This window comes from Ideonella flava (genome assembly GCF_051857595.1).
Classification (GTDB): domain Bacteria; phylum Pseudomonadota; class Gammaproteobacteria; order Burkholderiales; family Burkholderiaceae_C; genus Ideonella.
Genome location: NZ_JBPZHD010000011.1, coordinates 143,071 through 169,877, shown reverse-complemented (window position 1 = coordinate 169,877; position 26,807 = coordinate 143,071). Strand labels below are relative to the sequence as shown.

Below are 26,807 nucleotides of genomic sequence, written 5' to 3'. Positions count from 1 at the left end.
GATGAGCGCCGACGGCTGGGATTGCCACGTTCACGTCTTCGATGGCGACGCGGTGCCGCAGGCGGGGCACTACGCGCCGCCGCGCCGTACGCTACGGATGTTGGCCGAAGCGGCCGCGCCCAGTGGCGTGAACCGCTTCGTGCTCGTGCAGCCCAGCGTCTACGGCAGCGATAACCGGCTGCTGCTCGCCGCGCTTCGCGAAACCGGCGGGCGGCACCGCGGCGTGGTGGTGATCGACGAATCGATCGAGCCCGCGAGCCTGCAAGCCATGCACGAGCTCGGCGTACGCGGCGTGCGCTGCAACCTCGTCTCGCCGGTCGGCAATTCGCCTGGCGCCGTGGTGCGCCTGGCGCCGCACATGAAGGAACTGGGCTGGCACGTGCAGTGGTACGCGCCGCCGGCCATGCTGGCGGAGATCGCCGCGTTCCAGGCCCGGCACGGCCTGACTTGCGTGATCGACCATCTGGCTGGCCTCACGCCTTCGCTGGCTGCGGACGAAGGTGTCTGGCATTCGTTGCGCCTCGTCGCCGAAGGCGGTGGCTGGCTCAAGCTGTCGGGTTGGTACCGGCTGGGCGCTTCAGTCCCTTACAGCGAGCTGGACGACAGCATTCGCCGGGCCGCGGAGGCGTTCGGCGAACACTGCGTCTGGGGCTCCGACTGGCCGCACACTATGTTTCTCGAGGGCCGGGCCGGCGCCGAGGTCCCCGACTACCTGCAGACCTGGCTGCCTGTAGCGCGCAGCCTCTCCGACGCCCGGGCCGATCGAATCCTTCGATCGAACCCGGCGCGCCTCTATCCCTGAACCCACCTGAGGAGACCCCATGCAGATCACCGGCATGTTGCACGGCTCGCGCCTGCTCGAGTTCGCAGGCTTCCCGGCCACCGAGGTGCTCGGCCCCGATGCGAGCGAGGAGGCGATCAAGGCCATGATCGACAAGCACGGCCTGGTCTTCGTCAAGCCGGTGTTCAAGGGCGGCATCGGCAAAAAGGGCAAGGCCGGCCTGCTCGGCCGGGCGACCGACCTGCAGACGGCGTTGGCCGAGAAGGAGCGGCTGTACTTCGCCGAGCACAAGGTCGGCCACGTCCGCGCCAAGGCCAACGGCGTGACCTTCGAGGCCGGTGTGCCGGCCGAACACGAGGTGTACTTCTCGATCACAGACTCGACGCACTTCCGCGCCCCCATGATGACGCTCACGCACAAGGGCGGGATGGACATCGAGGAGCTCGACAAGAGCGAGGTCGCGATGGTGCCCTTCGACCCGCTGACGGGCCTGAAGGCATTCGTCGTGGCCAATGCGCTGACGGAGATCGGCGCACCCAAGGAAATCATCTCGCCGCTGGTGCAGCAGCTGCCCAAGCTGTGGGAGCTGTTCCACAACTTCGGCATGACGACGCTGGAGCTCAACCCGATCCGCATGCGGCAGGACAAGAAGGGGCGCCTGACCCCGGTCGCCTGCGACTTCAAGTGCGGCTTCGACCGCGACGACCCCCGCTGGCTGCGCCTGAACCTGCCGGCGCAGCTCTTCGCGGCCGACTACTCGGCCTTCGAGCAGGAGATCAACACCCTGCGCACCCACCAGGGCCAGAGCGACGTCTACGTGATCAACGACAAGGGCACGGTGCTCGCGCCAACCTTCGGCGGCGGCGCCAACTCGCTGGTCACCGAGATGCTCGGCGACGACGCGATCATCAGCTCGGACTTCGGCGGCAACCCGCCCTACGAGAAGATGAAGTCGGTCGCGCGGATCTGCTTCAAGCATTGGATCAAGCAGAGCAACGTGCTGTTCATCATCGGCGGCAAGTCGAACAACACCGACATCTTCGAGACCTTCCGCGCGATGGCCGATGCGCTGCGCGAGCACTTCAGCACGCACGGGCCGACGCCGCTGTACGTGGTGGCCGGCCGCGGCGGGCCGAACCTGGTGCGTGGCATGGGGGCGTTGCGCGACACCTGTGATGCGCTGGGGCTGCCCTATCGCCTGTTCGGCTTCGATTCCGACATGAGCGAGGTGATCCAGTTCGCCAAGCGCGCCGACGCCTGGATGAAGGCCGGCGGCCGCGAGCAGGTGGCCGCCCGGCTGGGCCTGGGCACCGCCGAACCCGTCCAAACTGCTTGAACGCGAGGCCGATCATGCAAACCACCCAATGGCAGAACCGTAGCGTCGGCGATTTCAAGTACCACGTGGGCTTGAGCTCGCTGACGCAGGTAGCGACCCGCGACGACCGGGTCTGCGTGCTCAACATCCTCGGCGGCGAGTCGAGCGAGGTCACGCCAGTCAGCCACGCCTACTCGGGTGGCAACGTGGTGTTCGGCACGGCGCCCGGCAAGGGCGGCGCGGTGCTGCCGACGCCCATCGGCGACATTCCCGTCTACAACAACGTGCGCGACGGGCTCGCCGCCGGGCACCGCTTCAACTGCGGCGTGGTCTATCTGCCGCCCTCGGCCGCGCGCGACGGCGTGGCCGAGCTGATCCGCGTCAACCCGGACCTGCGCAAGATCTTCATCATCACCGAGAAGATCTCGGTCCACGATGCACGCGAGATTCGCGCGATGGGCCAGCAGCACGGCATCGACATTTTCGGCGCCAATGGGCTGGGCGTGGCCGATTCGTGGAACCAGGTCCGCATCGGTGGCGCCCTCGGCGGCGACAAGCCGGGCGACTCGCTGCGCGCCGGCTCGATCGCGATCTTCTCGAACTCCGGCGGCTTCTCGACGACGATCGCGCAGTACCTGCGCATGGCCGGCTGGGGAACGACCACGGTCATCTCCAGCGGCAAGGATGTCTACATCCACTACGCCGCGCCGGAGTTCGCCTTCGCGCTCGCCAACGATGCGCGCAGCAAGGCGGCGGTGTTGTATTGCGAGCCCGGCGGCTACTACGAGCTGGACGCGAAGTTCACCAAGCCCGTGGTCGCTTGCGTGGTGGGGCGCTGGAAGAGCAAGCTCACCCGCGCGGTCGGGCACGCCGGCGCGATGGCCGGCGGCACCGACGATGCGCAGGCCAAGGAACGCTGGTTCATGGACAAGTTCGGCGTGGACGCGATCTTCACGCCCGACAAGCCGGTGTTCTCCGCCAAGGGCGCGCTGGTGACCAACATCGCGCACATCCCGGCCGCGCTGACCGCGGTGATGCGCGCCAACGCCACGCTGCCCGACTTTGCACCCGAAGGCAACTTGGCGCTGAAGGCCTGGTTCGGCTCCGACGAGGGGCTGGACCTGCCCGAGGACATGCGCCTGCCAGTGGTCCAGGCGGTCGCGCCCTACAACGAGCAGATAGCCCTGCTGAACCAGCAGATCGGCGGCGTGGTGCCGCGCCAATCGATGAAGGATGCCTCGGGCGCCTCGCAGATGGACGCGAAGACGCAGGTCAGCAGCCTGCACGGCACCAGCATGCTCGAGGCGGCGATGCTGCCCTTTGAAAGCAACGTGGCGCTCGCCCTGGTGCATGACGCCGGCGGCCAGAACGACCGCAAGCTGATCGCGCCGGCGGTGGCGGCCTACGTCAACCTGCACGGCCGGCCCGAGCTCGCCGCGGCGCAGGCCAGCCGCGAGGCCGGCAACGCGCCCAACGCGGTGCTGGCGGCCGCAGCGGCCATCGTGGGCCCGAAGCGCCAGGAGGCCGCTCGCAGCGCGCTGTCCTTCATGATCGAGCGCTTCCATGCCGCCGGCCTGGGGATGGAGTTCGGCGCCTCCTTGAGCGAGAGCTTCGACATCACCCAGGTCGACACGGCGGGCCTGCCCGCATTGACCACCGACCAGCCCGACCCGCGCGCCCAGGCCCTGCTGGCCGGTGTTCAGACCCGTGGCGGGCGCTCGGTCTTCCTGCGTTGGCTGAGCAACCTTCCGGGTCATCCGACCGAGGCCGCGGTGCTCGCGGCGATCTCGGCCACGCTGGCCTGGGGCCCGCTGTCGCGCAAGCGCATTTCGCTCGCCACGGCCGAGAGCTTCCCCTGGTGGCTGCAGCTGTTCGGCACGCTGATAGGCGCGTCGGCCGACGCGGCGCGCCACGAGCCCGAGCGCTTCTGCGGCATCACCACGGCCGACATGCTGGGCAAGGCGAGTCTCGGCGAGATCGGCTTTGCCGCCCTGCTGGGCCGGGCGCCGGGCAAGGGCGACCTGTTCGCCTTCGAAACCCTCATCGGCCTGCTGCTTACCAACGGCCCCGGCGCCATCTCGGCCCAGGGCGCCAAGGGGGCGGTGTCGGCCGATGGGCCGGAGCAGCCCGAGCGCGTGCAGCTCAACAAGGCCTTGATGGGCTTCCTGACCCACACCGGCTATGCGCACGGCGGCAATGGCTACGAAGGCATCGCCTACCTGTGCGAGCAGTTCCGCGGCACCGAGCTCGCCGACCCGAGCGCGCCTGACCCTGGCGTGGATGTCCACGCGCTGGCCGCCACGGCCGTGGCCCGCTATGCCGAGTACAAGTCGCGCAAGAAGACCTCAGGCAGCCTCGACATCGCCAAGCTGCCAGGCGTGAACCATCCCATCTTCAAGGACAAGCCGGTCAATCTGGACCCGCGCGAGGTGTTCATCGCCAAGGTCTTTGCCGAACGCGGCGAGAGCAATGTCTTCCATGCCTTCTACAAGGAGCTGGTGCAGCAGCTGTTCGATGCCGGCGTGTCGCGCAACGTCTATTGCGTGAACATCGACGCGGTGATTGCCGCCCTGCTGCTGAAGATGCTATGGAAGCCTCTGCAGTCCGGCGAGATCGGCGAACGCGAACTCGAGACGGCGGCCTTCACGATCTTCCTGTACCCGCGCATGCTGGGCTGTGCGGCCGAGATCGACGATCACCTGAATCGGGGCCGCAATATGGACACGCGCAGCCCGGCCTCGCAGTGCCAGTTCGTGGCGTGATCCGGATCGCTCTTGACTGAGGGAGGTTGACCCGTCAACGGGCTGCGCCCGCCTCGGTCAAGGGACATCTTCGGCCAGCCCTGCGAGGCCACGCAGTTCGGATCCTCTTGTCCGCACGTCAAGCGCACGATTGAGCCAATGATCACCCTAGCCATTACGTCGCCAAAGGCAGCGATGCAGCGGTTGCGGTGTGCGGCAACCGCCGTTCGTATGCACGGTGCCTGGCACCCTTGCTGTCGTTCGGCCGGGCGAGACACGCTGGCCTGAGCCGCCGCTGTAGGGGCGCCGCGCTCGAAGATCTTCACGTCGAACTCTTCCTCGAGCTTCTTGATCATGCCGAGCGTGGGCCGCGAGACGAAGCACTCGGCGGCACGCCCGAAGTGCTTCTCGCAGGCGACCGCCACGATGTAGCGGAGTTCGGTGAGCGTCATGGCGGCAAGTATCGCGGCGCCGCGCATCGTTCGCCGCGACGCACGGTATCGCGATTCGATACCCGCGCCCTTGCGCCTTGCGTGCACCGTGCGGCCCGCGGATTCTTCGCCGGCGGCATGTGCCGCGTCACCCGAGAACGCATGAACACTCATTCGCCCCGAACGGTCTCACGCCTTGCCCTCCTCGCGGCCTGCGCCGCCGCCTTCGCCGGGCTCTCCGCCTGCTACGTCGTGCCGATGGATCCGCGCACCGGGCAGGCCTATCCGCCCGGGCCCGCGGCGGCGCGCGAGCCGACCAGCGTCACGGTGGTCACGCCGCCTGCACCCAGCGCGCCGCCGCAGCCGGGCGTGCTCAGCGTGCGCCTGTACCCGCTCAATCCGCAGGCCAACCAGGGCGGCATGCTCACGGCCATCGTCGTCGACAGCCACACCGGCCGCGGCAGCTTCACGCTTGCCTACCTGGGCGACACGCTGCAGGGCGAAGCGACGCGCGTGGACGCGAACTACGCCGCCTTCGGCCGCCTGCACAACGAGGTGCTGGGCAGCGCGTCGCGCAACTTCAGCGGCCGCCGCGGCATCGCCAACGCCTTCGGCAGCAAGGGCGTGAACGTGCAGTGCGAGTACCTCATCAGCGGGCCGACGCTGGGCACGGGCGTGTGCCTGTTCTCCGACGGCGCGAAGTACCAGATGCACTTCGGATGACCTGTGCCCGCACGAAGTTCCCGGCAAACCCTTGCTCGTGTGACCGCTTCGGCCTTGGGCGAGCTCAACAAATGACCCATCAGTGACAGTAGCCGCAGCGGGTTGATCGCCGCAAGGCAGTCGCTGGCGCTCCTGGCACGCGATCAGCTCCAGTCGGGCCGATGTATTCGTCCGGCGAACACGCCCTGCTTTGGGGGTTTGTGCAGTTCATCGAGGGGGGCCTTCGAATACCGATGGGACCGGTAGGAAGTCGGAACCGATGCTCGTCGGTCTGCTCGATTCAAGGGAGTCTCCTTAGCACGTCGAAGCTGGCAGGTTCACTGAGCATTCGCGCTGAGCACCTTCCGTGCTCTCGATGGTAGGCGAGGCGGAAAGGTAGGCGTCTGTAGGTACTCGACGCTGTCCGGCTTGATGTCGCTAGGCTCGGAAGAACGACATGCTGTGGAGCTCTTCGTCCTTCCCCACCGACCCGACGCCGCGCTGCGTCGATTTCATCGGTGCCACACGTTCGCGTGCAGCCGGGGCCTGCTGATCGACTGCGTCGCTTCGCGCCTGGTGCGAGATCAGTAGCTTGGGCTGAACGCAAACGACTCTCAGTCGACCCGCACCAGCCTCACGGCGCGGCTGGCGGCCAGGTCTTCGGTGGTGAGGGAGCCGGACATGAAATCGACATGCCAGACCGCGGTGATGCTGGTGGCATGGCGCGTCGGCAACTCCGGTGTAGCGGTCCAGAACCATGGCAGCGACATCCCGGCGATGCCCGGGAACGCGTCCACGTCGATGGCCGGAAAGTCGCGCTTGTCATCGACGAGGCTGAACAGCTCCGTGGCATTGGGCAAGCGCCATGACGCGCCGTCGTAGTGGGCCGCGTGGGCCAGGTCCAGCGCCGCCCTCCACTTGACCCGCAGTGGATCGCCGGCGCAGGTCACGCCGTCCCAGCCCATTCCCTCGGGGCAACGGCGCCACACCAGGCCCGTGCTCGAGTCGGTCACCTTGTCGCCATCGGTGACGTAGCGGCCCTCCGCATGCTCCCCAGGCAGGAATTTCTTGCCGCGCACCAGACGCGCCGCGTTCGAGCTGCTGCCGGGCTGCAGGTCCAGCACGGCGCCGTTCTTGAAGCCCGCGGACCAGTAGGCTGCATCGTCGGCGCTCTTCGTCGACGCCCAGAAGTACGAGGCCGGCGTGTTGGGGAACCAGCCATCGACGACCAGTGGCGCGTGGTGCCCCAGGTCGATGATGCTTTGCAGTTCCATCCGCGCGGGCAACCGCCAGTCGTTGTGCCCGCAAAGCCCCGCCTGGTTGGCCTCGCGCACGAAGCCGCTCACGTCGTCGGAGTCGCCGTTATTCAGCTGCGTGTAGGTGCGCAGCCCGTCATGCAGCCCGCCATCGGCGGTCTTCATCTCCCACATCAGGCCGGTGATGCGGTCCTGCACACAGGCCCATTCGGTGGCCGAAGCCGGCAGCGGCTCGCCGGTGCTGCTGATCTTGCGGTAGCTGAAGCCGCCACGGCCATCGAACTTCCGCCAGTCGGTGACATCACGGCCGTACTGGCCATCCTGCCCTGTGCCGTCACAGGGGATCTCGGTGCCGCCCCGGTCAGGCACGTAGCACGTGACCGAGCCGGTGTCGTTGAGCAGGCGAGGAAACGAAGTCTGGGCCGCCGATGCCGCCGAGGGCGCGGCCCCCAGGGCGGCTGAAGCACAGGCGGCGGCGCATGAAGACAACAGTCGTTGCATGGGGCGTTCCTCCTTGAATGTCGGGCGCATCTGCTCAGACGGAATGGAAGGAAGAATGGCGACAGGCTCCGCCCACCGAAGTGTTACTGGATGATGAGCGGGCGGATGGGTTGGCTCGTGTCACCCTGGGTCGAAAGCACCGGCTCGTCGACCACGCGCAGCGGATACGACTCCCCCAGCGCCGGCACCTTCACCTTGCTGGCATGCATGGCTTCGTCGAACACCCAGCCGCTCTTCGGCTTGGCCACGGCGTAGAACGGCATCTCGCCTTCCTGCCGACGAACGAGGTCGAGATGGAGTCCCCCACCATCATGCCCTGGCTCGTGTTGGCCAGGTCGGTCAGCTTCATCGGGCCGGGCAGCGTCACCGGTGCGCTCCAGGTGGCGCCGCCATCGATCGAGGACACGAAGCCGACTGAACGCTGGCAACTGCTTTGCGAGCAACTGGCGCTCGGGTAGAAGTAGCAGGTGAGCGCCAGCCGGGCTGAAGTGTTCGCGTCCACCACGATGCCGGGGATGAAGTGATCGACGCCACTCGGCAGGAACTGTCATCGGCTCGGACCTGACGGCTCCAACGAATGCCGTCGTTCGTCAGGGCCGCGGGTCGTAGCGAAGTCCGTCAATCCCCGTGTGGTTGCTGGCTTTTTCGGGGGGCTCCAGTCCGGAAGTGTGTTCGCCAGGCGTCGGATGAGGATTCCTGGCGAGGATTCGAATCGGCCTTCCGGTTCCCCGGCTCCGGCCTGACGGTTTGTCCGCCGGCTATTCGGGAGGGTCAGCTGGTTCGGAGCTCTTCTCTTGCCGTGCAAGGCGAACAGAAAGTCGGCACCTTGGCCCAAATCACCTATGCAATGAAGCATCCGCTGGTAGTCAGCACAACCGGTGGCGAAACCACCTCCGGGATTTCGCCACACCGCTGGTCTGCCGTGCCGTGTCTTCGACGCCTCCCAGCCCCACTGGCCGCCGTTCTGATAATCCAGATTGGCTTGCAGGCCCAACCAGTGTCTACCCTGGTGCAGTTCGACCGGTTCCGATAAATGGACAAGATAGGAGCCGCACCCAACGCAATCGAGCGGATCCGCCTGAGCCTCCGGGAAGTCATGCAAGACCGCTCCTGGCCGGCCTGGCCTTTCAGCGCGGTTGCGGTACAGCGTAACGCGCATAGAGCGAATGGGCTGCTGGGTGCCGCTGAAGTGGTTTCCAATGACCTCGATGGTCTTGATGACCCAGGTTTCGCCCGTCGGCACGATGAAATCGTCCGCCGATTGGGTGTCGTAAATATCGAAGCTGGCTTCGAAGTTCTGCGACGAGATTCCAATACCTGAGTCGCCGTCACGTTGATCCCACAGGATCTCGATTGCTAATGCCGATGCCTGGACGGATAGCGCCGTGATTGACACCGCTGCCAGAGCCGACACGCGGAAGAGAAGCTTGCTCATGACGCCCCCAAGCGAATTCGCGAGGCACCATGCTAGTGACGGGCCCGGCGACAACCTGCGCTAGATCATCTCCAGCCCTTCAGGCCGTCATCGCCGTCTTCAGGTGCCACTTCGACTACCGCGTAGCGCGATGGCAAGGCCGAGAAGCAGCATCAGCGCGCCACCGACGACGAAGGTGAGGTTGATCATCCGGTCCACGCCGCCTGGCGCCTGCCCCCACCGCCGGGCTCCGAGCACCAGCATCCACAGCCCCCAGCCCGCCAGCGCCACGCCGGCCGAGCGCCGCAACCACGAGCCGATGCGCACCACCTGGGAGCCATCGGGGATGGGCGCCGTCGTGTCGCCGGGATTGCCGCGCAGCAGTCCCCAGCAGCCGGCAGCGCAAAGGGCGAACATGATCGTCATGGCGATGCTTTGACTCCATAGCACTCTGTGGCGGGAGAGGCGCGTCACCTCGTAGGGGCCGAACAAATGGATCAGTAGCCCGATGGCGGCGATGCCCCCGAACACCCATAGGTTGGCCACCTCCGCCTTCGGCGTGGCACGTCGGATGCGATGCTGTTGCACGTGCTGAGGCCGGCCGGACGACCGTGCGGACACGAAAGCGGCACAGGCAGCACTGATCAACAGCCAGCAAATGTAGAAGGCCAGCTGGCCGCGGCTCGGCGGCTTGAAAAGGAGGGCCAAGTGCAGGACTGCACCGAGGGCCAGCAGGCATGCGTAAGCGGTTCTTGCTTGCATGGAGTGGCTATGCTACGTGCGGCACGGCGGCGGTGACCTCGCCAAGGGGTCGGTTGTCGTGGCGAGTAATCTCTGATCAGTTCGGCGTGAACTTGCTTGCGGCTTAGTGAACCCGCAGCACCTCAAACTGCTGTCGGATTGGAGCGGCCAGTATCGACACCTCATCGCCCTCGCATTTGCCCAGCATGGCCCTGCCCAAAGGAGCTTCGCTGCTGATGACCTGGACGAGCTTGGCGCCGCTGACCAACTTCATGCTGCCTCCATCCGGGCCGAGAAAGAGCTGGTGCTGCTTGTCGTCGGAATCAACCAGGCAGACCAACGCGCCGAGCTGTATACCTTTGCTGGCGTCGTAGGGACGCGGGCGGAATTGGCGCCAATTGGCCATCGCCTGGCGTATGGCTTCTGCGCGACGAGCCTGGCCGGTGGCCAGGTAGGCGGCTTCGAGTCCCAATGTGTCGTACTTGTTCTCGGCAATGTTTTCTTCGTGAGTCGCCGTTTCATGCGCCGCCCGCATTGCCTGTTCGGCATGCAGCAGGTCTTCGGCGAGCCGTTCCAGCACCTGCTGCTGCAGCAAGGATTTATCCATGATGAAGATCGGAATCTCGAACAAGCGGGGGTCAGGTGTTGATTATGAAGGGCTCCACCAGCCTTCGACGCTTCTGTTGGCTGCAGGTCAACTTCAGCCATGAGAACCGACCTGTCGCGCATTTCCGTTCATCGAACGGCAGGAACCGGCCGACCCCGGAGGCCATGAAAGGCCGCTTATCGGGTACGAAACGCGTGGAGCCGAGGCGTGTCTGTCGGACGGTTCCGGAGAACCGCGAATGGCAGCTGAAGGTCGGGTGACGCCTACCAGCGCGGCCGGATGGAGCCATTCGCGAGCCATTGGTTGGCCGCAACGGGCGACTACCCGGTGACGTATGTGCAGCGGGCGTCCGCCGCGCGGGCCGACGAAGGTCTGGTGATCGGGCGCGCTGACATTCAGGCCCCGGACAGCGAATGACGCTGCCCAATCTGGACCTGACTTTTAAAGTCAGCGGCAGGTCTGCGGCGTACCCGGTCGGTCGCCAGTCAACTCGGTAGGCACGGTCACCGTCGCCTTGCGGACGCTCCCCTGCCCTTTCTTCGAAACCACCTTTGGAAGGATGTGCTTGGCGAAGTCGACCGCCGAATCTTCGGCGAAGCCGGCCAACCCGTCTTCGCCAATCCGTCGTTCCTTCGAAGGAGCTTCACCGGAAGGGTATTCGCTTCGCCGAGCGACTTCATGTATCTGGGAGCTACCAGTCGGCGTCAGGAAGTGTGGTGCTCTGAGGTGGTTTCTTGGCGTTCCGAATATCGCGTCTACGTAGTCGAAAACGACATCGTCGGAATCCACCACTATGACGGTGCGTCCGACGCGATGCCAAACATGACCACGGCCCTTCTGATGGTGAGCTGATCGACATTGGGCATCGCGCGGTCGACCAGCCCGCCTCAACGGCGTAGCGCCTCGCGCAGCCTCGTTGCGAACTCGCGTGCCGCCGCGCTGCGCGACGCGCCGCGGCGCCAGAGGATGCCCGCGTGCCGCACCACTTTGGGCGCGGTCAGCGCGATGGCGCGCAGATCGGGTGCCAGCCGAGCGGCGCGCTCCGGCACGATGCTGGCCACGTCGCCGTGGCGGCACACCACGAGGAGAGACTCCACCGATGCCATCTCTATGCGAACCGTGGCCTCGACACCAGCCTCTTGCAGGCTGGCGTCGATCAGGCGCCGTGTGGCAAAGCTGCGTGGCAGCAGCGCCAGCGGCACACCCGCAAGCGCCCCCAGCGCCAACGTGCGCCGTCTGGCGAGCGGGTTCTTTGGCGCCACCACCAACAGCATGCGTTCGTCGAACAGCGCTTCGGTCTCGATCTCGGCGTGTGTCGTCGGGTGGAAGGCGATGCCCAGGTCGAGCTCCCCGCTGCGCAGTTGCTCCTCGATGGGCCCGGCGCGCAGTTCGCGCACCTCGATCGCGACGCCAGGGTAGTCACGGCTGAAGGCACCCACCGTGACTGGCACGACGGTGTTCAGGAAGGTCGGGATCGCGCCCATCGTGAGCCGACCCGACTGCAGGCCAGAGAGCTCGGACAGCGCCATGCGACCAGCCTCGATCTCCTTCAGCGCGCGAGTGGCGTAACTGCGGAACTCGACGCCGGCATGCGACAGCCTCAGGCCCCGCCCCAGGCGCTCGAAAAGCTGAACCTGCAACTCCTCTTCCAGCTGGCGCAGGCCGTGCGAAAGCGTGCTCTGCGTGACGAACAGGTTCTGTGCCGACTGCGTGAGGTGTTCAGTCTCGGCGATGTCGAGGAAGTAGCGCAACTGACGGAGTTCCATCGCCGCATCGTAGCGCCTACCGTTCGTCAGCATCGAACGGTTCATCAGAAATATGTCATTTGAGCTGTAGGCGCAGTCGCCCTAACGTCGGGGCATGCAACACCACCCAAGACTCCTCCCGACGCCGGGACACTGGCTCATCGAGCGCATCGAGGCGCGCATCCTCGACATCCCGACGATCCGACCGCACAAGCTGGCCTTCGGCGCCATCAGCCGGCAGAGCCCTGTCATCGTCCAGCTTTGGTTGGCCGATGGCGCCTGTGGCTTCGGGGAGGCCGCCACCATCGGCGGGCCGTCGTGGAACGAGGAGTCGCCTGAAAGCATCCTTCATGCGATCGAAGGCCATCTGGCACCAGCGCTGCTGGGCCAGCCCGGCGGCCAGTTCAGCGCCGCGCTGGCGCGCATGGACCTCGCCTGCCGCGGCAACGCCTTCGCCAAGAGCGCGGTGGAGATGGCGCTGATCGACGCCGTGGCGCGCACGCTGGGCGTCCCGGCCTGGCAGCTTCTGGGCGGCCGCTGCCATACCAGCCTGCCGCTGGCCTGGACGCTGGCCAGCGGCGACGTGGCACGCGACATCGAGGAAGCGCAGCTTCGGCTGCAGCAGCGCCGTCACCGCATCTTCAAGCTGAAGATCGGTGCCCGGGAGCCGGCGCAGGACGTGGCCCACGTGGCACAGATCGCTCGCGCGCTCGACGGCCAGGCCACGCTGACGGTGGACGTCAACCAGGCCTGGGACGGCGCCACCGCCCGCCGCTGGCTGCCGCCCCTGATCGACGCGGGCGTGACCCTGATCGAGCAGCCGGTGGCGAAATGGAACGTCGAGGCCTTGACCACGCTGGCGGCCACGCTCGGCGACCGTGCGGCCATCATGGCCGACGAGACCGTGTGCACGCCGCAGGACGCGATGCGCCTGGCCAAGGCCCAGGCCGCACAGGTGTTCTCGCTGAAAGTGGCCAAGCATGGCGGCCTGCTGCGCACGCTGCAGGTGGCGGCCGTGGCCGAGGCCGCCGACATCGGCTGGTACGGCGGCACCATGCTCGAGACCTCGATCGGCAGCGCCGCCGCCGCGCACGCCTTCAGCACGCTGGGCCCGCAGCACCACGGCTGTGAACTCTTCGGCCCGCAATTGCTGGTGGACGATGTCGTCACCGCGCGCATGGAGATCCGTGACTTTGAGTTGCAGCTGCCCGACGGCCCCGGCTATGGCGTGGAGGTCGACCTGGCGCAGCTGTCGCGCTTCGACCGCGCGCGAGCGGGGCTCAACGCCACGCATGTCGATCTCGGCCGCCTCGCCGCCACGGCCTGAACACCTTACCTGAAGGAGCCCCCACCATGTTGTTCCTGGTCCGGATGGACGTCCTTATCCCGCACGACCTGCCCACCGCACAGGCCGATGAAATCAAGGCCCGCGAAAAGGCCTACGCGCTGGACCTGCAGCGCGACGGCCGCTGGCAGCACCTGTGGCGCGTGGTCGGCGAGTACGCCAACTACAGCGTCTTCGACGTCGCGTCCAACGACGAGCTGCACACCCTGCTGTCGAAGCTGCCGCTGTTCCCCTACATGAAGCTTCACGTGACGCCGCTGGCGCGACACCCTTCGGCCCTGGCCGAAGCGGTGCGCCCTGCCGAACAAGAGGCGAAGACAAGATGAACAAGCGCCACTTCTGCACCCGCATCGCCGCCGGCCTGGGCGTGCTGGCCACGGCCCTGGTGTCTGCGCAGGCCCAGGCCCAGCCCACCGACTGGCCGAACAAGCCGGTGCGCTGGGTGGTGCCCTTTCCGCCTGGCGGCGCGATGGACGCCATCGCACGCATCCTGGGCGAACGGGCCGGCAAGGCCTTGGGCCAGACCTTCGTCATCGAGAACCGGCCGGGTGCCGGCGGCAACATCGGAGCCGCCTCGGTGGCCAAGTCGCCGGCCGACGGCTACACGATCATGATCACCTCGATCGGCATGGCCACCAACCTGCCGCTCTACGGCAAGCTGGCCTACGACCCGGCGAAGGATTTCGCCCCGGTCAGCCTGCTCGCCGTGGTGCCCAACGTGCTGGTCGTCAACGCCGGGCAGTCGAAGGCGCGCTCGGTGCAGGACCTGATCGCCGCCGCTCGCCAGTCACCGGGCAAGCTGACCTACGCCTCGGCGGGCAACGGCACCTCGATCCACCTCGCCGGCGAGGTCTTCACCTCGATGGCACGGGCCGACCTGCTGCACGTGCCTTACAAGGGCAGCGGTCCAGCGGTGGCCGACCTGCTCGGCGGCCAGGTCGACAGCATGTTCGACAGCGTCACCTCGGCCAAGCCGCACATCGCCTCGGGCAAGCTGCGCGCGCTGGCCGTGACAACCACGAAGCGCTCGCGGGCGCTGCCCGACGTGCCGACGCTGGCCGAAGCCGGTGTGCCGGGCTATGACGTGTCGCCCTGGTTCGCGGTCTTCGCGCCCGCGGGCACGCCGCGGCCGGTCATCGACAAGCTGAACGCGGCGCTGCTGGACGCGATGAAGCAGCCCGACGTCGTCGCCCGGCTCGATGCCATCGGCGTCGAAGCCGTGGGCTCGGCGCCCGAGGCGCTGGCCACCCACCTGGCCAGTGAATCGGCACGCTGGACGAAGCTGATCGCCGAACGCGGCATCCAGTTGGACTGAAGCGCGCCAGCGGCACGCAACGACTTCTGAAAGCGAGTACCCCGTGATAGACAAGATCGCAGCCTCGGTCGCCGAGGCGCTGGCCGGCACGGCCGACGGCGCCACGGTGCTGATCGGCGGCTTCGGCACCGCCGGCATTCCGAACGAACTGATTGCCGGCCTGATCGAGCAGGGCGCGCGCGACCTCACGGTCGTCAACAACAACGCCGGCAACGGCGACAGCGGCCTGGCCGCGCTGCTGGCCGCCGGCCGCGTTCGCAGGATCATCTGCAGCTTTCCGCGCCAGGCCGATTCGCAGGTCTTCGACGCGCTCTACCGCAGCGGCCGGATCGAGCTGGAACTGGTGCCGCAGGGCAACCTGGCCGAGCGCCTTCGCGCCGCCGGGGCCGGAGTCGGCGCCTTCTTCACGCCCACGGGCTACGGCACCGAACTGGCAAGGAACGCCGATGGCAGCGAAAAGGAAACGCGCGTCATCGACGGCCGGCCGTATGTGCTGGAGTACCCGATCCACGGCGACCTGGCGCTGGTCAAGGCCGAGCGCGGCGACCGCTGGGGCAACCTGGTCTACCGCAGGGCCGCGCGCAACTTCGGCCCCGTGATGGCCACCGCCGCGAAGCGCACCGTGGCCACGGTGCACGAGGTGGTGGAACTCGGAATGCTCGACCCCGAGCACATCGTCACGCCGGGCATCCACGTCAGCCACGTCGTGCGCATCGATCGCGTGGCCACGGCGGCCGGCGGCTTCAAGGCGGCAGCATGAGCAAGAACCATCAGCGTCGGACCAAGGACGAACTCGCGCGCCGCGTGGCGCAGGACATCTTCGACGGTGCCTACGTCAACCTGGGCATCGGCATGCCGACGACGGTGGCCAACCACATCCCGCCTGGCATCGAGGTGGTGCTGCACAGCGAGAACGGCATCCTCGGCATGGGCTCCGCGCCCGCCCCGGGCGACGAGGACTACGACCTCGTCAACGCCGGCAAGCAGCCGGTGACGCTGCGCCCGGGCGGCGCCTACTTCCACCACGCCGACAGCTTCGCCATGATGCGCGGCGGCCACCTCGACATCTGCGTGCTCGGCGCCTTCCAGGTCTCGGCCACCGGCGACCTGGCCAACTGGAGCACCGGCGAGCCCGGCAGCATCCCGGCCGTGGGCGGCGCGATGGACCTGGCCATCGGCGCCAAGCAGACCTGGGTCATGATGGACCTGCTGACCCGCGAGGGTGCCAGCAAGGTGCTGCGCAGCTGCACCTATCCGCTGACCGGCCTGGCCTGCGTCAAGCGCATCTATGGCGACCTGGCCACGCTGGCCTGCACGCCGCAGGGCCTGCACCTCATCGACAAGGTCGAGGGCCTGAGCCACGACGAACTCGAACACCTGCTCGGGCTGCCCATCCGCCCCTGACCCACCGACAAGATCCCCATGACACACGCCTACATCTGCGACGCCATCCGCACACCCTTCGGCCGCTACGGCGGTGCGCTGGCATCCGTCCGCGCCGACGACCTCGGCGCCATCCCGCTGCGCGCGCTGATGGCACGCAACCCGGGTGTCGACTGGGCGGCCGTGGACGACGTGCTCTACGGCTGCGCCAACCAGGCCGGCGAGGACAACCGCAACGTCGCACGCATGTCGCTGCTGCTGGCCGGGCTGCCGATCGACGTGCCGGGCGGGACCATCAACCGCCTGTGCGGCTCCGGCCTGGACGCTGTAGGCACGGCGGCACGCGCCATCCGCGCCGGCGAGGCCAGGCTGATGGTCGCGGGCGGGGTCGAGAGCATGAGCCGCGCGCCCTTCGTGATGCCCAAGGCCGAGAGCGCCTACGGCCGCGCCAACGCCATCCACGACACCACCATCGGCTGGCGCTTCGTCAATCAGCTGATGAAAGCGCAGTACGGCGTCGACAGCATGCCCGAGACGGCGGAGAACGTCGCCGTGGAGTACGGCATCGAGCGCGAGGCGCAGGACCGCATGGCGCTGGCCAGCCAACTGCGTGCGGTGGCGGCGCAGCAGGCCGGCCACCTGGCGCGCGAGATCACGCCGGTGAGCGTGGCGCAGAGAAAGGGCGACGCGCTCGTCGTCGACACCGACGAACACCCGCGCGCCACCAGCCTGGAAGCGCTGGCGAACCTCAAGGGCGTGGTGCGCCCCGACGGCACGGTGACGGCGGGCAACGCCAGCGGCGTCAACGACGGCGCCTGCGCGCTGCTGCTGGCCGACGAAGCCACCGCCGCGAAACACGGCCTCACGCCCCGGGCGCGCGTGGTCGGCATGGCCACCGCCGGGGTGGCGCCGCGCGTGATGGGCATCGGCCCGGCGCCGGCGACGCAGAAGGTGCTGGCGCTGACCGGATTGAAGCTGGACCAGATTGACGTCATCGAACTCAACGAAGCCTTCGCGGCACAGGGCCTGGCCGTGCTGCGCCAGCTGGGCCTGGCCGACGACGACGCGCGTGTGAACGCGTGGGGCGGCGCCATCGCGCTGGGCCACCCGCTGGGCGCCTCGGGCGCGCGCCTGGCGACGACGGCCGTCAACCGGCTGCACGCGACCAGCGGGCGTTATGCGCTGTGCACGATGTGCATCGGCGTCGGGCAGGGCATCGCCGTGGTGCTGGAACGGGTGTGAAGGGCCAAGGCATGAACGCTGTGAACGGATTGACGACCAGCGCACCGCGCCTGCGCTACGACGTCCAGGACCCGCGCGATGACCGTCCTGGCCGTCCCACCTTCGTGCTGGCGCATGCGCTGGGCTGCGACCTGACGATGTGGGACGCGCTGGCGCATCACCTGGCAGAGCATGGCCGGGTGGTGCGCTACGACCAACGGGGCCACGGGGGCAGCGAGGCACCGGCCGGGCCGTACACGATGGCCGATCTGGCCGACGACGCGGCGCGGCTGATCGACGACCTGGCGCTGGGGCCGGTGGTCTGGGTCGGCCTGTCCATGGGCGGCATGGTCGGCCAGGAACTGGCGCTGCGCCATCCGGGCCACGTGCGGGCTTTGGTGCTGGCCAACACCACGTCGGGCTATCCAGCGGACGCGCAGGCCGGCTGGGCACAGCGCATCGCAGGCATCGAGCAGGGCGGGTTGGAATCCATCGTCGACGGCGCGCTGCAACGTTGGTTCCATGCGGGCTTCCATTCCCAACAACCGCAGACCGTCGCGCATTGGCGCGCCCGCGTGCTGGATTGCGATGCAGCGGGCTACATCGCCTGTTGCCAGGCCATCGCCGGGGTCGACACCACGGCCCGGCTGCCCGGCATCGCGGTGCCCGCGCTGGTGATCGCGGGCGCGCTGGACCAGGGCACGCCGCCCGAGATGGCGCGTGTCATGGCGCAAGGCATCCCGGGTGCGCGCTTGGTGATCTTGCCCGAGGCCTCGCACCTGAGCGTGCTGGAACAGCCCCTGGCCTTCCGCCGCGCGGTGGACGACTGGCTGCGGCAGGTGCTGCCCGCCTGAGGACCAGAGCGCCGCGCGGGCCGTTGCCCGCGCTCTCGACGACTCCGGGCGAGCAAGGTCTCGCCGCGAGAGAAGTCGCATCTTCGACGGGCAGTGTCTACACCAAGATGGGCGCCTCCGGGTGACAGCTTTCAAGCGGCACATCGCGGGGCGGTTGACGACCCATCTGCGACATTTGCAGCGCTGATCTCGCCCCCCAATCCTGCCGCTCGATCTCGATGACTCGGGCCAGGTGGAGACCTCGCCATACGTCGGCTCCCCATTGAGCAGCCCGAACGCGTGGCTCTACCTTGCAGAATGTATTGCAAACGCTATACAATTCTCAGATGAGTCGCTCCGCCACCTTGCCACCCATCCGTGTTGCGCCAGAGACGAAGGCCAGCCTCGAAGCCGTGCTGCGAGAAGGCGAATCTCTCACGCAGTTCATTGAGAACGCTGTTTGCCGCGAGGCAGAGTTCCGAGCCGAGCAGAACGCCGCCATCGCACGCGCGAAGAAGGCATTGCGCAGCGCCGACAAGGGAGCGGGCCTGATGAAGTCCGAAGACTTCCTTGAGGGTATGGAGCAGCGTGCCAGAGCTGCACAGCAGCGCATCCGTGAGGCAGTGAAGGTCAAGAACAAGCGGTCCGGCGGGTGAGCGAACGCTTTCGCGTTGTTCCGACTGTCGCGTTCCAGGAGGACATCGTGCGGCTCGAGGAACACATCATCGAGCGCGAGCTGGCAAGCAACACACCAGACGACACGTGCCTCTTCCGTTTCCGCGATGCGATCGAGCGCGCGATGAGTATCCTGTCGTTTGCGCCGCACACCTGTCGTCGATCGGAGGAGCACAGGGAGTTCCGCGAGCTGATCATCCCGTTCGGTCAAGGCGGGTGCGTCGTTCTTTTCGTGATCCGCGACTCCGACGTCGTGTTGCTCGCGGCGAGAGATCATCACGAACGAGACTACCGCTGACGGAGGTTCATGGGCTTGGGCCGGCGCCGGCCGTCCAGAAAGCCGCCTATGAGCGATGACAGGTTTTGGCCGGGTGTGTGAGGTCGCCGCTGCCTCGGGAAGCTGACCGCCGATTCGACGGTCACGCCTGCCAATGTCAGCTGTAGGCGACCTCAATGTAGACCCGGAGTCGGCCAAGACCAGACAGTCGTGAGGGGGCCGCCTGCAGGTATTGCATGGCTGTTGCCGCGAGCAGATGCGGCGTGGCATGCAATTCCATCACTAGGATCAACCCTAGACCGTAAGCGCCCGGCCGTGGCATCTTGAGACGACGGGTCCGATGCCTGAGCATCGCGAGCCCGGCATCCGGCGCGTGCGCGCAAGCGAGCGCTGCCGCCACCCTCACCGCCGCTTCTTGCTCGGCCCGGCGAGCTCGCTGTCGGACGCAGGCGCCGCCTGGCGGGCGTGGATCCGCCCCGCGAACCGCTCGTGCTCCGTCACCAGTTCGATGACCCGTGCGCGGCTGGGCACGATCCCGCGAAGGTCGAGCGAGACTCCCTGGAAGCCGCGGTTGAGCAGCCTGCGCGCCAGCTCCTCGATCCCGGCCGCCACGTGGTCGCCGCAGGAGTGCCCGTCATTCTGCGGGGCCGTCGGCATGGCCGCGGTCTGCGCGATCCCGAAATGAACCGCCGCGTCGCGTGCCCTCCGGAACTGCGCCGTGGAGGCGGCCTCGGCGATGCGCATCGGGTGGATCAGTGAGTCGTAGTGGACCGCCTGCCCCGATGCCCGGTCCACCACCAACAGCGACCAGTGCCGGTTCGCGCCGTTCACGGGCAGGAAGACGATGGGGGCGGTGAGGTGCTGCAGCACGTCGGCCCGCTGCGCCGCATCACCATCCAGCATCAGCGCGGTCTGCGCCGGGTTCGCGACGGCGAGTTGCCCGAGCATCGCATGGCCCCGCGGGCCGATCTCGTCGGCAATCCTGTGCAGGGCGACCGTCGCGTAGCGGTGGATGTCCTCGTCGCCGAGCCACGGGTCGCTCGCCAGCCTCGCGGCGGCGCTCGCGTGCACCACCCGCCGGTCCACGTCGCCGATCGCGGGAGCCGCCCTGGCCGGCCCGGTGACCTCCTGCGACGGCGTGCCCGGATCGACGCTTCGACCGCCGCCGAGGCGCGACAGGGGGGCGATCGAGCTCAGGCTATCGAAGGCCGAGCCCGCCGGCGCGGGCGGCTCCTCGATCGCCGGCGTATTCAGGTCGAAGTCGCGCCGGCTACCGGGGCTCGACACGGAGCCGATCGAGCTCAGGCCATCAAAGGTCGAGTCCGCCGGCGCAGGGTGCCGCCCCACCGCGGACGCGTTCACGCCGGGGTCTCGGGGGCTGCCAAGGCTCGACACGGAACCGATCGAGCTCAGGCCGCTGAAGGTCGAGTCCATCGGCGCAGGCTGCGGCCCCACCGCCGGCGCGTGCACCCCGACGTCTCGGCGGCTGCCAAGGCTCGACACGGAATCGATCGAGCTCAGGCCGTTGAAGATCGAGTCCGCCGCCGAACCGCGCGCCCCACCGTCCCGCGAGCGCGGGGCCGCCGCGGCCCGCGGCGGCGGAGCCTGCTCGGGCCCCGGCCGCGCGGCCCGGCCCGCTGCCATCGCCTGCCTGCGCAGTTCGATGTTGGCATCGGCACCCTGGCGCGCCCGGCCATCGAAGCTTTCCACCAGTTGCCGCCCGGCGTCGGTCAATCCATCCATTGCGCGGGCATCGAGGAACACCAGCAGGTCGTCCACGTTGACGCCGACGCGTTGCGCCGCGTCGTCCACGCTCGCGTGCGACGCGAGCGCACCCAACGCATTGACGAACGCGACGTGCCCGATGCGCGCGAACGTCAACTCCGGAAGCTCCGGCGGAAACATCGCAGCCATCTGCCTCAGCGCGAGCCTCGTGTGGTTGAACATGCTGGTACCGGGTTCGGCAAAGGCTCCCACCTCGGCCAGCAACGCGGGGTCCCCCAGCCGGGAGGCGATCGGCGGCAGGCCCTCCTGTTGCCGCCAATCGCTGAAGTTGCGCACCTTGCGGGCATAGGTGTCGAACTTGGTATGGCGCGACACCTTCGGGCGCGCATCGCGCGACTTGGGTTCCGGCGCGGGCTTGGCGCGCAACTCGGCGTTGCTGCGCACCAGGTATCGGTCGATGAGCCGCAGGTCGACTTCCGGGATGCCCAGATGCCGGCTCTGCGTGCCGATGTTCGTCGCGCCGTGCAGGTCGAAGAGGCGCAATTGCTTCAGGGCCGAGCCGACGGACATCGGGTGCGCGGCGTTCGGGCTTTGCACGTACGCGCGGACCAGTTCGTCCATGTGGTCGGCGTGGAGCGCTGGCCCTGCCAGCCCCTGTGGATCGTGCACGGGATCGGTCAACGCGGGATGTCCCGAGACCGCGAGCCATTCGCTGAAACTGTGTGCCGCATGTCGATAGACGACCTCCGTCCGCGACGCGCCGAACGCCGCGTCGATGAACGCCCGATCCGCCTCCGGCACCGCCTTCGCGTATCGGCGCTGGATCCTGGGAACCTCCGCCACGCCAAGGCGGCTCGCCTCGATGTGGCAAAGGTGCCTCAGCGCCGCGGGGGTCGCGTTGTCGCCCCCCAGCCGGACGAGCTTCCAGGCATCGGACATCAATTGATCGGAGAACAACCGCCCGTCCATGGCGGGCCTGTCGATCTGCCTGAGCCAGGCGCTGAACTGCGTCAGCCGGCCCAATATGCTGGCCTTCGTGCGCGAGGCAAGGGGAGGCATCGCCATCTCCAACCCCTGGCGCACCCGGTCGATGAGCGGAAGGTCCTGCGCGTGGGGTTGCCTGTGCGTTGCGAAGTCCGGCGGCGGAAGCGTCGTGGCGCCCGCATGCATGGCGGCCCCGGCCTGCCGGCGGAGAAAGTCCGCCGCGTCATCCCGCGCGCGAACGCGTGGCTCGTCGGCGGCCTGCGGCGCCGCGCCCTGCGCAAGCGGGCCGTCATGCACGGCGGCCCGGGCTTCGGTGTTGACGCCGCCGGCGTGCGACGGGCCCGCGCCCGCACCGGGGATCTGGCGCTCGTCTCTCGCGGGCGATGCCGCCGGCGAGCCCGGCATCCGTTGAGCGCCGCTGATGCCCGGCATCGCGCTGCGCGGCGCCAGGGCTGCTGCGGCATCGCCGGCTTGGCGGCGGTCGCGCTGCAGGTCGCTCAACCGGCCCAGCATGCCGGCGGGTTGAGCGGTCGAGGCTGCCGGGGCGGCCTGCGCGGGCGGGCTGACCGCGTGCGCGGTGGCCTGGCGATGGCTCTCCAGGTCCAGACGCGGCCTCGAGGTGTCTCCCGGGAACTTCATGGGCGCGGGGTTCTCTTGTCACTGCCAGGTTGCGTGGAGCTTCGCGTTGCGCGCAAGGACGGCAGGTCAGGCTACGCGGGTGCGACAACATCCGGCGAAGCCCGCGGAAGACTGGCTTCGCGAGATCCATGGAGTTCGTCCGTCATCAGCGATCAGCGCTCCGTCGCGGGCATGGCAGCAGTTTGAGCGAACCGGCCGTCTGCTACCCGCCGTAAAGGCGAAGCCGCAGAAGCGCAGGCGAAGACCCGAGCGAAGCGCCGGTGCAGCGCGTCGGCCCCGGCCACGAGGGGAGCCGGGCGCGTGCTGCCCGACGGTTCGGACTACGCGCTGCCGGTCGCCTTCGCACCTAGACCTGTCGGGACTCAACTCGAAATTTCGTTCTACACGTAAAGAGCCCTGCCAACTCGTGTGCAAGCCGTCTCTCGCGGCGGGAGCGTCGCCAGAGGCGACTCCACAACGTTGGGGATGACCGGACCCGGTTCGACTGGTCACATCGCGCGGCCTTCTGTGCCTTCAGGACTTCACCATGAAGATGCGCGTCACTGCCTACCGAAGCGGCCTGAACTTCCGGTCCGAGCCCGTGGTGTCACCGCACAACGTTCTGGGCCAACTGTTCCTGCTCGACGTGGTCGAAACAACTGGCGCGTCGCAGGACGGCTTCTTCCCTTGCAACGCCTTGCTCGGAGCCTCCGAGCAGGCGGGGTTTGTCTCGGCGAAGTACCTTCGCCCGTTGGAGGATCCGCAACGCGAAGCCTTGCTGGACCAGGTTCATACCCAGTACCGTCGTTTCGAGCGAGGCCTCGGGAAGGAGCACGTCCAACCGTTCTCCGGGTTCGTGGGCGAGATCTGGCGTGCCCTGGGCATTGAACTGGATGGCACAGATCGCGATCAGCCCTGGTCGGCGGCGGCGATTTCATTCATTGTGAGGACCGCCGGCACCGCCTATCGCGGATTCCGGTTTGCGGCAGCTCACAGCAAGTTCACGTACCAAGCGATACGCGCCCGCCAAGCACAAGACCAGAGCGTGCCGTTCTGGGGCATGCGCCTTCACGAAGTCAAGCCCCGTCCCGGGGACATCGTCGTTCGCGACAACCCCGACTTCGCTCCGAGCGTCGACTTCGAGGCGGCCGCGCACTCCGACAGCTATCGGTCCCACTCGGACATCATCGTTCACGTCGACTCGGTCGGTCAGAGGGCGGTTGCCATCGGCGGCAACATCAACGATTCGATCTCGATCTCCGAGTTCGACCTAGCACCGGGTGACTTCCTCGCCCCGACCGGGAACGCGTTTGCCTTGCTCTTCAATCGCGCCGACGACGTGCCGTGATCGATGGTCCCAGGCATCTAGAGGCGCTAGGTGCCGATCTCGAGTCCTACTATGAACTTCAAATTCGAATCCGCCATGAAAGCATTGACACTCTGGCTGCCCGCGCTGTTGATCTCGGGGTGCGCGGCGCTTCCTTCTCAAGTCAAGTTTCCCGAAGGGAGCGCCAAGCTCAAGCCCGCGGACGCGCTCCAGGCGGACGTCGAGGACAGCGCCATTCCAAGGATCACCAGCGCCGAGTTCGGCGCGAATCAGGCCGAGTTGTTTGCACGTACCTGGAGACAGGCAGATCGTCATCTTCTTCTTGAGAGAGATGTTCTGAACAACGGCCAATTCGGGATGGTCGTCTCAGGGGCGTACAACACGGTCAAGGGCAATCTGACCGCCGCCAAATGGGCCTTGGCGGGAGCGGGTGGCACAGGCCTCGTGCTGGATCGCTACCAAGTCGAAGCCCAGGCCCTGGCATACCGCCAGGGTGCCCAGAGCATGGACTGTGTTCGCAGGGAGATCGAAGCCGTCCCCAAGTCCATATGGGGACAGTTCGTCAGCGGCGACTTTGCCATGAACGCAGACAAGCTCAATGACGCGATAGGCGAGGACAAGGCCAAGGACGCATACGACGCTCTTTCTCGTCTCCTCGTTGATATTCACGACGTGCTTTCGGAGATCGCCAACAAGGTCTACGAAAACGTCAGCTCCAAGGCCGTTCGGATTCCCAAGGCTGACGACATCGTCAACGCCGTCAAGGACCAGCAGCTGTCGCAAGCCGACACAAAGCTGAAGGCGGCTGCTTTCGCTCAGGCACGTGCAGGAGGCACAGACTCACTGGAGCGCATCCGGCGACTTCAGGCCTCGGTGGACGAGAATCAGCGCGCCATGGGCCCGCTTCAGGCGGAGGTCCAGCGATTCCAGACCCGCGACGCAGACGCAGTGGCGCTCGCCTCCGGAACCGTCGTTCCCAAGGCCGGGAAACCGATTTCCGCGGAGCTGAAGCAACGGGTGGATGCGTACGTCCGGCTTCAGGAGGAGCTCAGAGCCAAGGTGACGTACCACCAGGAACTGACTCGCCAGCTGCAGGCGGTGAGCGGCGGATTGACGCCGCTCGTCACCGCTGCACGCGGCAAGGCATTCCCAAGTACCAACGCGATCGAAGCCGCCCTGCGTCTGCCGGGCCAGATGAAGACCTGCGTCAAGGCCGAAGTGCCTTGACACCATGTCTGCCACCATGCCGAACGTTCAACTTGCCGAGGTCCACATGCCGAATGTCGCCAGAGACACAGCCTTCACGGGATTGGTCCTGGTGGGCTTGATTCGAAGGGCCTGGGCCCAGGCCATCGAATTGACCGACGAGCCGTCGAGCGATTGGACTAGGCGATCTCGAGAATCGGTCTGACCTGCAATGGGACTGAGAACAATCTCTGAGGACGTGCTCTTACGTTCGCCAACGACAGGTCTCACTGGTCCGAGTGACCGCTGTGGGTCGGGTAGAGCCAACCAGTTCGGTAGACAGGAGTCATTCGCGAGCCATCAGCTGGCTGTCACCTTCTCGAGTGACCGGTGACGAAGGGGCAGCGGGCCTACAAAGCGCCCTCCGTCGAATGTCAGGTGACCGGCCCCGCCGACGTTCAGGCCACCGCGGCCGAATGACCGTGCCCAGTCTTGACGGAACGTTCGCCAGAGCCGGGGGAATGTCCGGACGTTGCCGAAAGGGAGAATCCAACGCCCCGTACACCCGACCTCGGCATCCGCCGATGGCCCGCCACGACAACCCGCCCGACGCCCTGGCTAGGCTTCTTTGCCCGCCGGCCCCACCCGTGCGTCTTGCTCTGCAGCGCCCCGACGCGCCTCGGCCTGTTCCTGGTAGATCCGATCGATGAGCGCGCGCAGAGTCGCGATGTCTTCGTTCTGGTCGTGCAGGCGGGTGCTCATGATGATGGGTGATACCGCCTGCGGGTCGCTCAGCGCGCGGTAGACCACTTCGTCGGGACGCAGTCGGCTCACGCCTTCGGGCACCACGCAGATGCCCATGCCCGCGGCCACCAGTCCCAGCGCGGTCTGGATCTCCTGCACCTCGTGCACGGCTGCGGGCTGCAGTCCCTGGTCACGGAACAGCGACAGGACCTGGTCGGCGTAGCTGGGCCGCGGCTTTCGCGGGTAGACCAGGATGTCCTGACTCTCGAGCGCAGCCAAAGCCAAAGGTTGGCCTGGGATCGCCAGGCTATGCTCGATAGGTATTGCTGCCACCAGGCGCTCCTCGCGCAGCACTTCGCGCTTGATGCTCGCGTCGTCGAGCCGTATGCGCCCGAAGCCGACGTCGATGCGCCCGCTCTTCAGGGCCTCGATCTGGTCCAGCGTCTGCATTTCCTCCAAGGCGATCTCGACCTGCGGCAAGGCCGCGCGGAACAGCCGGACCAGGCGCGGCAAGGCGCCGTACATCGTGGACGCCACGAAGCCGATCACCAGCCGGCGCTCCATGCGCGCCACGCGCCGCGTCGCGCGCGCGGCCTGCGCCGCCTGCTCCAGCAGCCGCGTGGCGTGGCTGTAGAAGAAGCGGCCCGGCTCGGTCAATTTCAGCGGCCTGGAGCCGCGCTCGAACAGCGGCGTGCCCAGTTCCTCCTCCAGGTCCTGGATCTGACGGCTCAGCGGCGGCTGAGAGATGTGCAGCCTTTCCGCCGCGCGCGTGAAGCTCTGCTCGTCGGCGACGGCGACGAAGTAGCGCAGGTGCCGCAGTTCCATGGCATGCCTTTTGGGTATCGAAACAGTCTAAAAGCGTCTTGGACTTGCGGCCAGCGGATTTCTACCATTCGTTCCATTCCCAGCGCACGGCCGGCGCCCCGACGGCCCCACCCTGC

At 67.4% G+C, this 26,807-nt stretch carries 25 protein-coding genes and 1 pseudogene; 17 read left to right on the top strand and 9 right to left on the bottom strand.

Features of this window, described 5'->3' with window-relative positions:
- Position 1: 1 nt before the first annotated feature.
- Genes ACS5PM_RS23850 through ACS5PM_RS23840 form a run of 3 tightly spaced genes read left to right on the top strand, consistent with a single transcriptional unit; the run spans position 2 to position 4,858 of the window.
- Positions 2 to 802: an amidohydrolase family protein gene (locus ACS5PM_RS23850; protein ID WP_439390208.1), complete on the top strand. Its 801-nt coding sequence runs from the start codon at positions 2 to 4 to the stop codon at positions 800 to 802.
- Positions 803 to 821: 19 nt separating this feature from the next.
- Positions 822 to 2,117: an ATP citrate lyase citrate-binding domain-containing protein gene (locus ACS5PM_RS23845; RefSeq protein WP_439390207.1), complete on the top strand. Its 1,296-nt coding sequence runs from the start codon at positions 822 to 824 to the stop codon at positions 2,115 to 2,117.
- A 14-nt stretch (positions 2,118 to 2,131) separates the two neighbouring features.
- Positions 2,132 to 4,858: a CoA-binding protein gene (locus ACS5PM_RS23840; RefSeq protein WP_439390205.1), complete on the top strand. Its 2,727-nt coding sequence runs from the start codon at positions 2,132 to 2,134 to the stop codon at positions 4,856 to 4,858.
- Between the two features lie 281 nt (positions 4,859 to 5,139).
- On the opposite strand, the pseudogene ACS5PM_RS23835 reads toward ACS5PM_RS23840, so the two are convergent.
- Positions 5,140 to 5,289, bottom strand: a pseudogene (locus ACS5PM_RS23835) (LysR family transcriptional regulator); the annotation flags it as partial.
- 141 nt (positions 5,290 to 5,430) lie between these two features.
- On the opposite strand from ACS5PM_RS23835, the gene ACS5PM_RS23830 reads away from it, so the two are divergent.
- Positions 5,431 to 5,991: a hypothetical protein gene (locus ACS5PM_RS23830; protein WP_439390204.1), complete on the top strand. Its 561-nt coding sequence runs from the start codon at positions 5,431 to 5,433 to the stop codon at positions 5,989 to 5,991.
- 593 nt (positions 5,992 to 6,584) lie between these two features.
- Here the strand turns inward: ACS5PM_RS23830 and ACS5PM_RS23825 are convergent.
- Together ACS5PM_RS23825 and ACS5PM_RS23820 are read right to left on the bottom strand one after the other, a co-directional pair.
- Positions 6,585 to 7,727 (bottom strand): Lcl C-terminal domain-containing protein, encoded by a 1,143-nt coding sequence (locus ACS5PM_RS23825; RefSeq protein ID WP_439390203.1) that lies wholly within the window; start codon positions 7,725 to 7,727, stop codon positions 6,585 to 6,587.
- Between the two features lie 83 nt (positions 7,728 to 7,810).
- Positions 7,811 to 7,990, bottom strand: a complete 180-nt coding sequence (locus ACS5PM_RS23820; RefSeq protein ID WP_439390201.1) for a hypothetical protein — start codon at positions 7,988 to 7,990, stop codon at positions 7,811 to 7,813.
- 30 nt (positions 7,991 to 8,020) lie between these two features.
- On the opposite strand from ACS5PM_RS23820, the gene ACS5PM_RS23815 reads away from it, so the two are divergent.
- Complete coding sequence (locus ACS5PM_RS23815; RefSeq protein ID WP_439390199.1) at positions 8,021 to 8,185, top strand: hypothetical protein; 165 nt, start codon at positions 8,021 to 8,023, stop codon at positions 8,183 to 8,185.
- Positions 8,186 to 8,274: 89 nt separating this feature from the next.
- Here the strand turns inward: ACS5PM_RS23815 and ACS5PM_RS23810 are convergent, their stop codons facing one another.
- The 3 genes from ACS5PM_RS23810 to ACS5PM_RS23800 all read right to left on the bottom strand — a co-directional run bounded on the left by ACS5PM_RS23810 (position 8,275) and on the right by ACS5PM_RS23800 (position 10,489).
- A complete protein-coding gene (locus ACS5PM_RS23810; protein WP_439390198.1) occupies positions 8,275 to 9,162 on the bottom strand; it encodes a hypothetical protein in 888 nt (295 codons plus the stop codon).
- 99 nt (positions 9,163 to 9,261) lie between these two features.
- Positions 9,262 to 9,903, bottom strand: coding sequence for a hypothetical protein (locus ACS5PM_RS23805; protein ID WP_439390197.1), 642 nt, complete (start codon positions 9,901 to 9,903; stop codon positions 9,262 to 9,264).
- A 103-nt stretch (positions 9,904 to 10,006) separates the two neighbouring features.
- Positions 10,007 to 10,489: a GreA/GreB family elongation factor gene (locus tag ACS5PM_RS23800; protein WP_439390349.1), complete on the bottom strand. Its 483-nt coding sequence runs from the start codon at positions 10,487 to 10,489 to the stop codon at positions 10,007 to 10,009.
- Positions 10,490 to 10,948: 459 nt separating this feature from the next.
- Here ACS5PM_RS23800 and ACS5PM_RS23795 point away from each other — a divergent pair, with 459 nt between their 5' ends.
- A complete protein-coding gene (locus ACS5PM_RS23795; RefSeq protein WP_439390348.1) occupies positions 10,949 to 11,341 on the top strand; it encodes an ATP-grasp domain-containing protein in 393 nt (130 codons plus the stop codon).
- A 35-nt stretch (positions 11,342 to 11,376) separates the two neighbouring features.
- Here ACS5PM_RS23795 and ACS5PM_RS23790 read toward each other — a convergent pair whose 3' ends face one another.
- The gene (locus tag ACS5PM_RS23790; RefSeq protein ID WP_439390347.1) at positions 11,377 to 12,255 is read right to left on the bottom strand and encodes a LysR substrate-binding domain-containing protein; all 879 of its coding nucleotides are present in this window, start codon (positions 12,253 to 12,255) and stop codon (positions 11,377 to 11,379) included.
- A gap of 94 nt (positions 12,256 to 12,349) precedes the next feature.
- Between ACS5PM_RS23790 and ACS5PM_RS23785 the strand changes: the two genes are divergently transcribed.
- From ACS5PM_RS23785 to ACS5PM_RS23745, 9 genes are all read left to right on the top strand, one after another.
- Positions 12,350 to 13,561: a muconate cycloisomerase family protein gene (locus tag ACS5PM_RS23785; RefSeq protein WP_439390196.1), complete on the top strand. Its 1,212-nt coding sequence runs from the start codon at positions 12,350 to 12,352 to the stop codon at positions 13,559 to 13,561.
- A gap of 26 nt (positions 13,562 to 13,587) precedes the next feature.
- Complete coding sequence (catC, locus tag ACS5PM_RS23780; protein ID WP_439390194.1) at positions 13,588 to 13,905, top strand: muconolactone Delta-isomerase; 318 nt, start codon at positions 13,588 to 13,590, stop codon at positions 13,903 to 13,905.
- Positions 13,902 to 14,894 carry a Bug family tripartite tricarboxylate transporter substrate binding protein gene (locus ACS5PM_RS23775; protein ID WP_439390193.1) on the top strand — a complete coding sequence of 331 codons (993 nt, stop codon included), beginning with the start codon at positions 13,902 to 13,904 and terminating at the stop codon, positions 14,892 to 14,894. Before catC ends, ACS5PM_RS23775 begins: the two co-directional genes overlap by 4 nt.
- A gap of 43 nt (positions 14,895 to 14,937) precedes the next feature.
- Positions 14,938 to 15,654: a 3-oxoacid CoA-transferase subunit A gene (locus tag ACS5PM_RS23770; RefSeq protein WP_439390192.1), complete on the top strand. Its 717-nt coding sequence runs from the start codon at positions 14,938 to 14,940 to the stop codon at positions 15,652 to 15,654.
- Complete coding sequence (locus ACS5PM_RS23765; protein ID WP_439390191.1) at positions 15,651 to 16,298, top strand: 3-oxoacid CoA-transferase subunit B; 648 nt, start codon at positions 15,651 to 15,653, stop codon at positions 16,296 to 16,298. Before ACS5PM_RS23770 ends, ACS5PM_RS23765 begins: the two co-directional genes overlap by 4 nt.
- A gap of 18 nt (positions 16,299 to 16,316) precedes the next feature.
- Positions 16,317 to 17,519 carry a 3-oxoadipyl-CoA thiolase gene (pcaF, locus tag ACS5PM_RS23760; RefSeq protein ID WP_439390190.1) on the top strand — a complete coding sequence of 401 codons (1,203 nt, stop codon included), beginning with the start codon at positions 16,317 to 16,319 and terminating at the stop codon, positions 17,517 to 17,519.
- A gap of 11 nt (positions 17,520 to 17,530) precedes the next feature.
- Positions 17,531 to 18,352: a 3-oxoadipate enol-lactonase gene (pcaD, locus tag ACS5PM_RS23755; RefSeq protein WP_439390189.1), complete on the top strand. Its 822-nt coding sequence runs from the start codon at positions 17,531 to 17,533 to the stop codon at positions 18,350 to 18,352.
- A gap of 326 nt (positions 18,353 to 18,678) precedes the next feature.
- Complete coding sequence (locus ACS5PM_RS23750) at positions 18,679 to 18,987, top strand: YlcI/YnfO family protein (RefSeq protein ID WP_439390188.1); 309 nt, start codon at positions 18,679 to 18,681, stop codon at positions 18,985 to 18,987.
- On the top strand, positions 18,984 to 19,304 hold the full coding sequence (locus tag ACS5PM_RS23745) for a type II toxin-antitoxin system RelE/ParE family toxin (RefSeq protein ID WP_439390187.1): 321 nt from the start codon (positions 18,984 to 18,986) through the stop codon (positions 19,302 to 19,304). Before ACS5PM_RS23750 ends, ACS5PM_RS23745 begins: the two co-directional genes overlap by 4 nt.
- Before the next feature lie 381 nt (positions 19,305 to 19,685).
- Here the strand turns inward: ACS5PM_RS23745 and ACS5PM_RS23740 are convergent, their stop codons facing one another.
- Positions 19,686 to 22,631, bottom strand: coding sequence for a Ulp1 family isopeptidase (locus ACS5PM_RS23740; protein WP_439390186.1), 2,946 nt, complete (start codon positions 22,629 to 22,631; stop codon positions 19,686 to 19,688).
- A gap of 526 nt (positions 22,632 to 23,157) precedes the next feature.
- On the opposite strand from ACS5PM_RS23740, the gene ACS5PM_RS23735 reads away from it, so the two are divergent.
- Positions 23,158 to 23,958, top strand: coding sequence for a DUF2272 domain-containing protein (locus ACS5PM_RS23735; RefSeq protein ID WP_439390185.1), 801 nt, complete (start codon positions 23,158 to 23,160; stop codon positions 23,956 to 23,958).
- A 51-nt stretch (positions 23,959 to 24,009) separates the two neighbouring features.
- A complete protein-coding gene (locus ACS5PM_RS23730; RefSeq protein ID WP_439390184.1) occupies positions 24,010 to 25,164 on the top strand; it encodes a hypothetical protein in 1,155 nt (384 codons plus the stop codon).
- A 576-nt stretch (positions 25,165 to 25,740) separates the two neighbouring features.
- Here the strand turns inward: ACS5PM_RS23730 and ACS5PM_RS23725 are convergent.
- Positions 25,741 to 26,691 (bottom strand): LysR family transcriptional regulator, encoded by a 951-nt coding sequence (locus ACS5PM_RS23725; RefSeq protein WP_439390183.1) that lies wholly within the window; start codon positions 26,689 to 26,691, stop codon positions 25,741 to 25,743.
- Positions 26,692 to 26,807 lie beyond the last annotated feature (116 nt).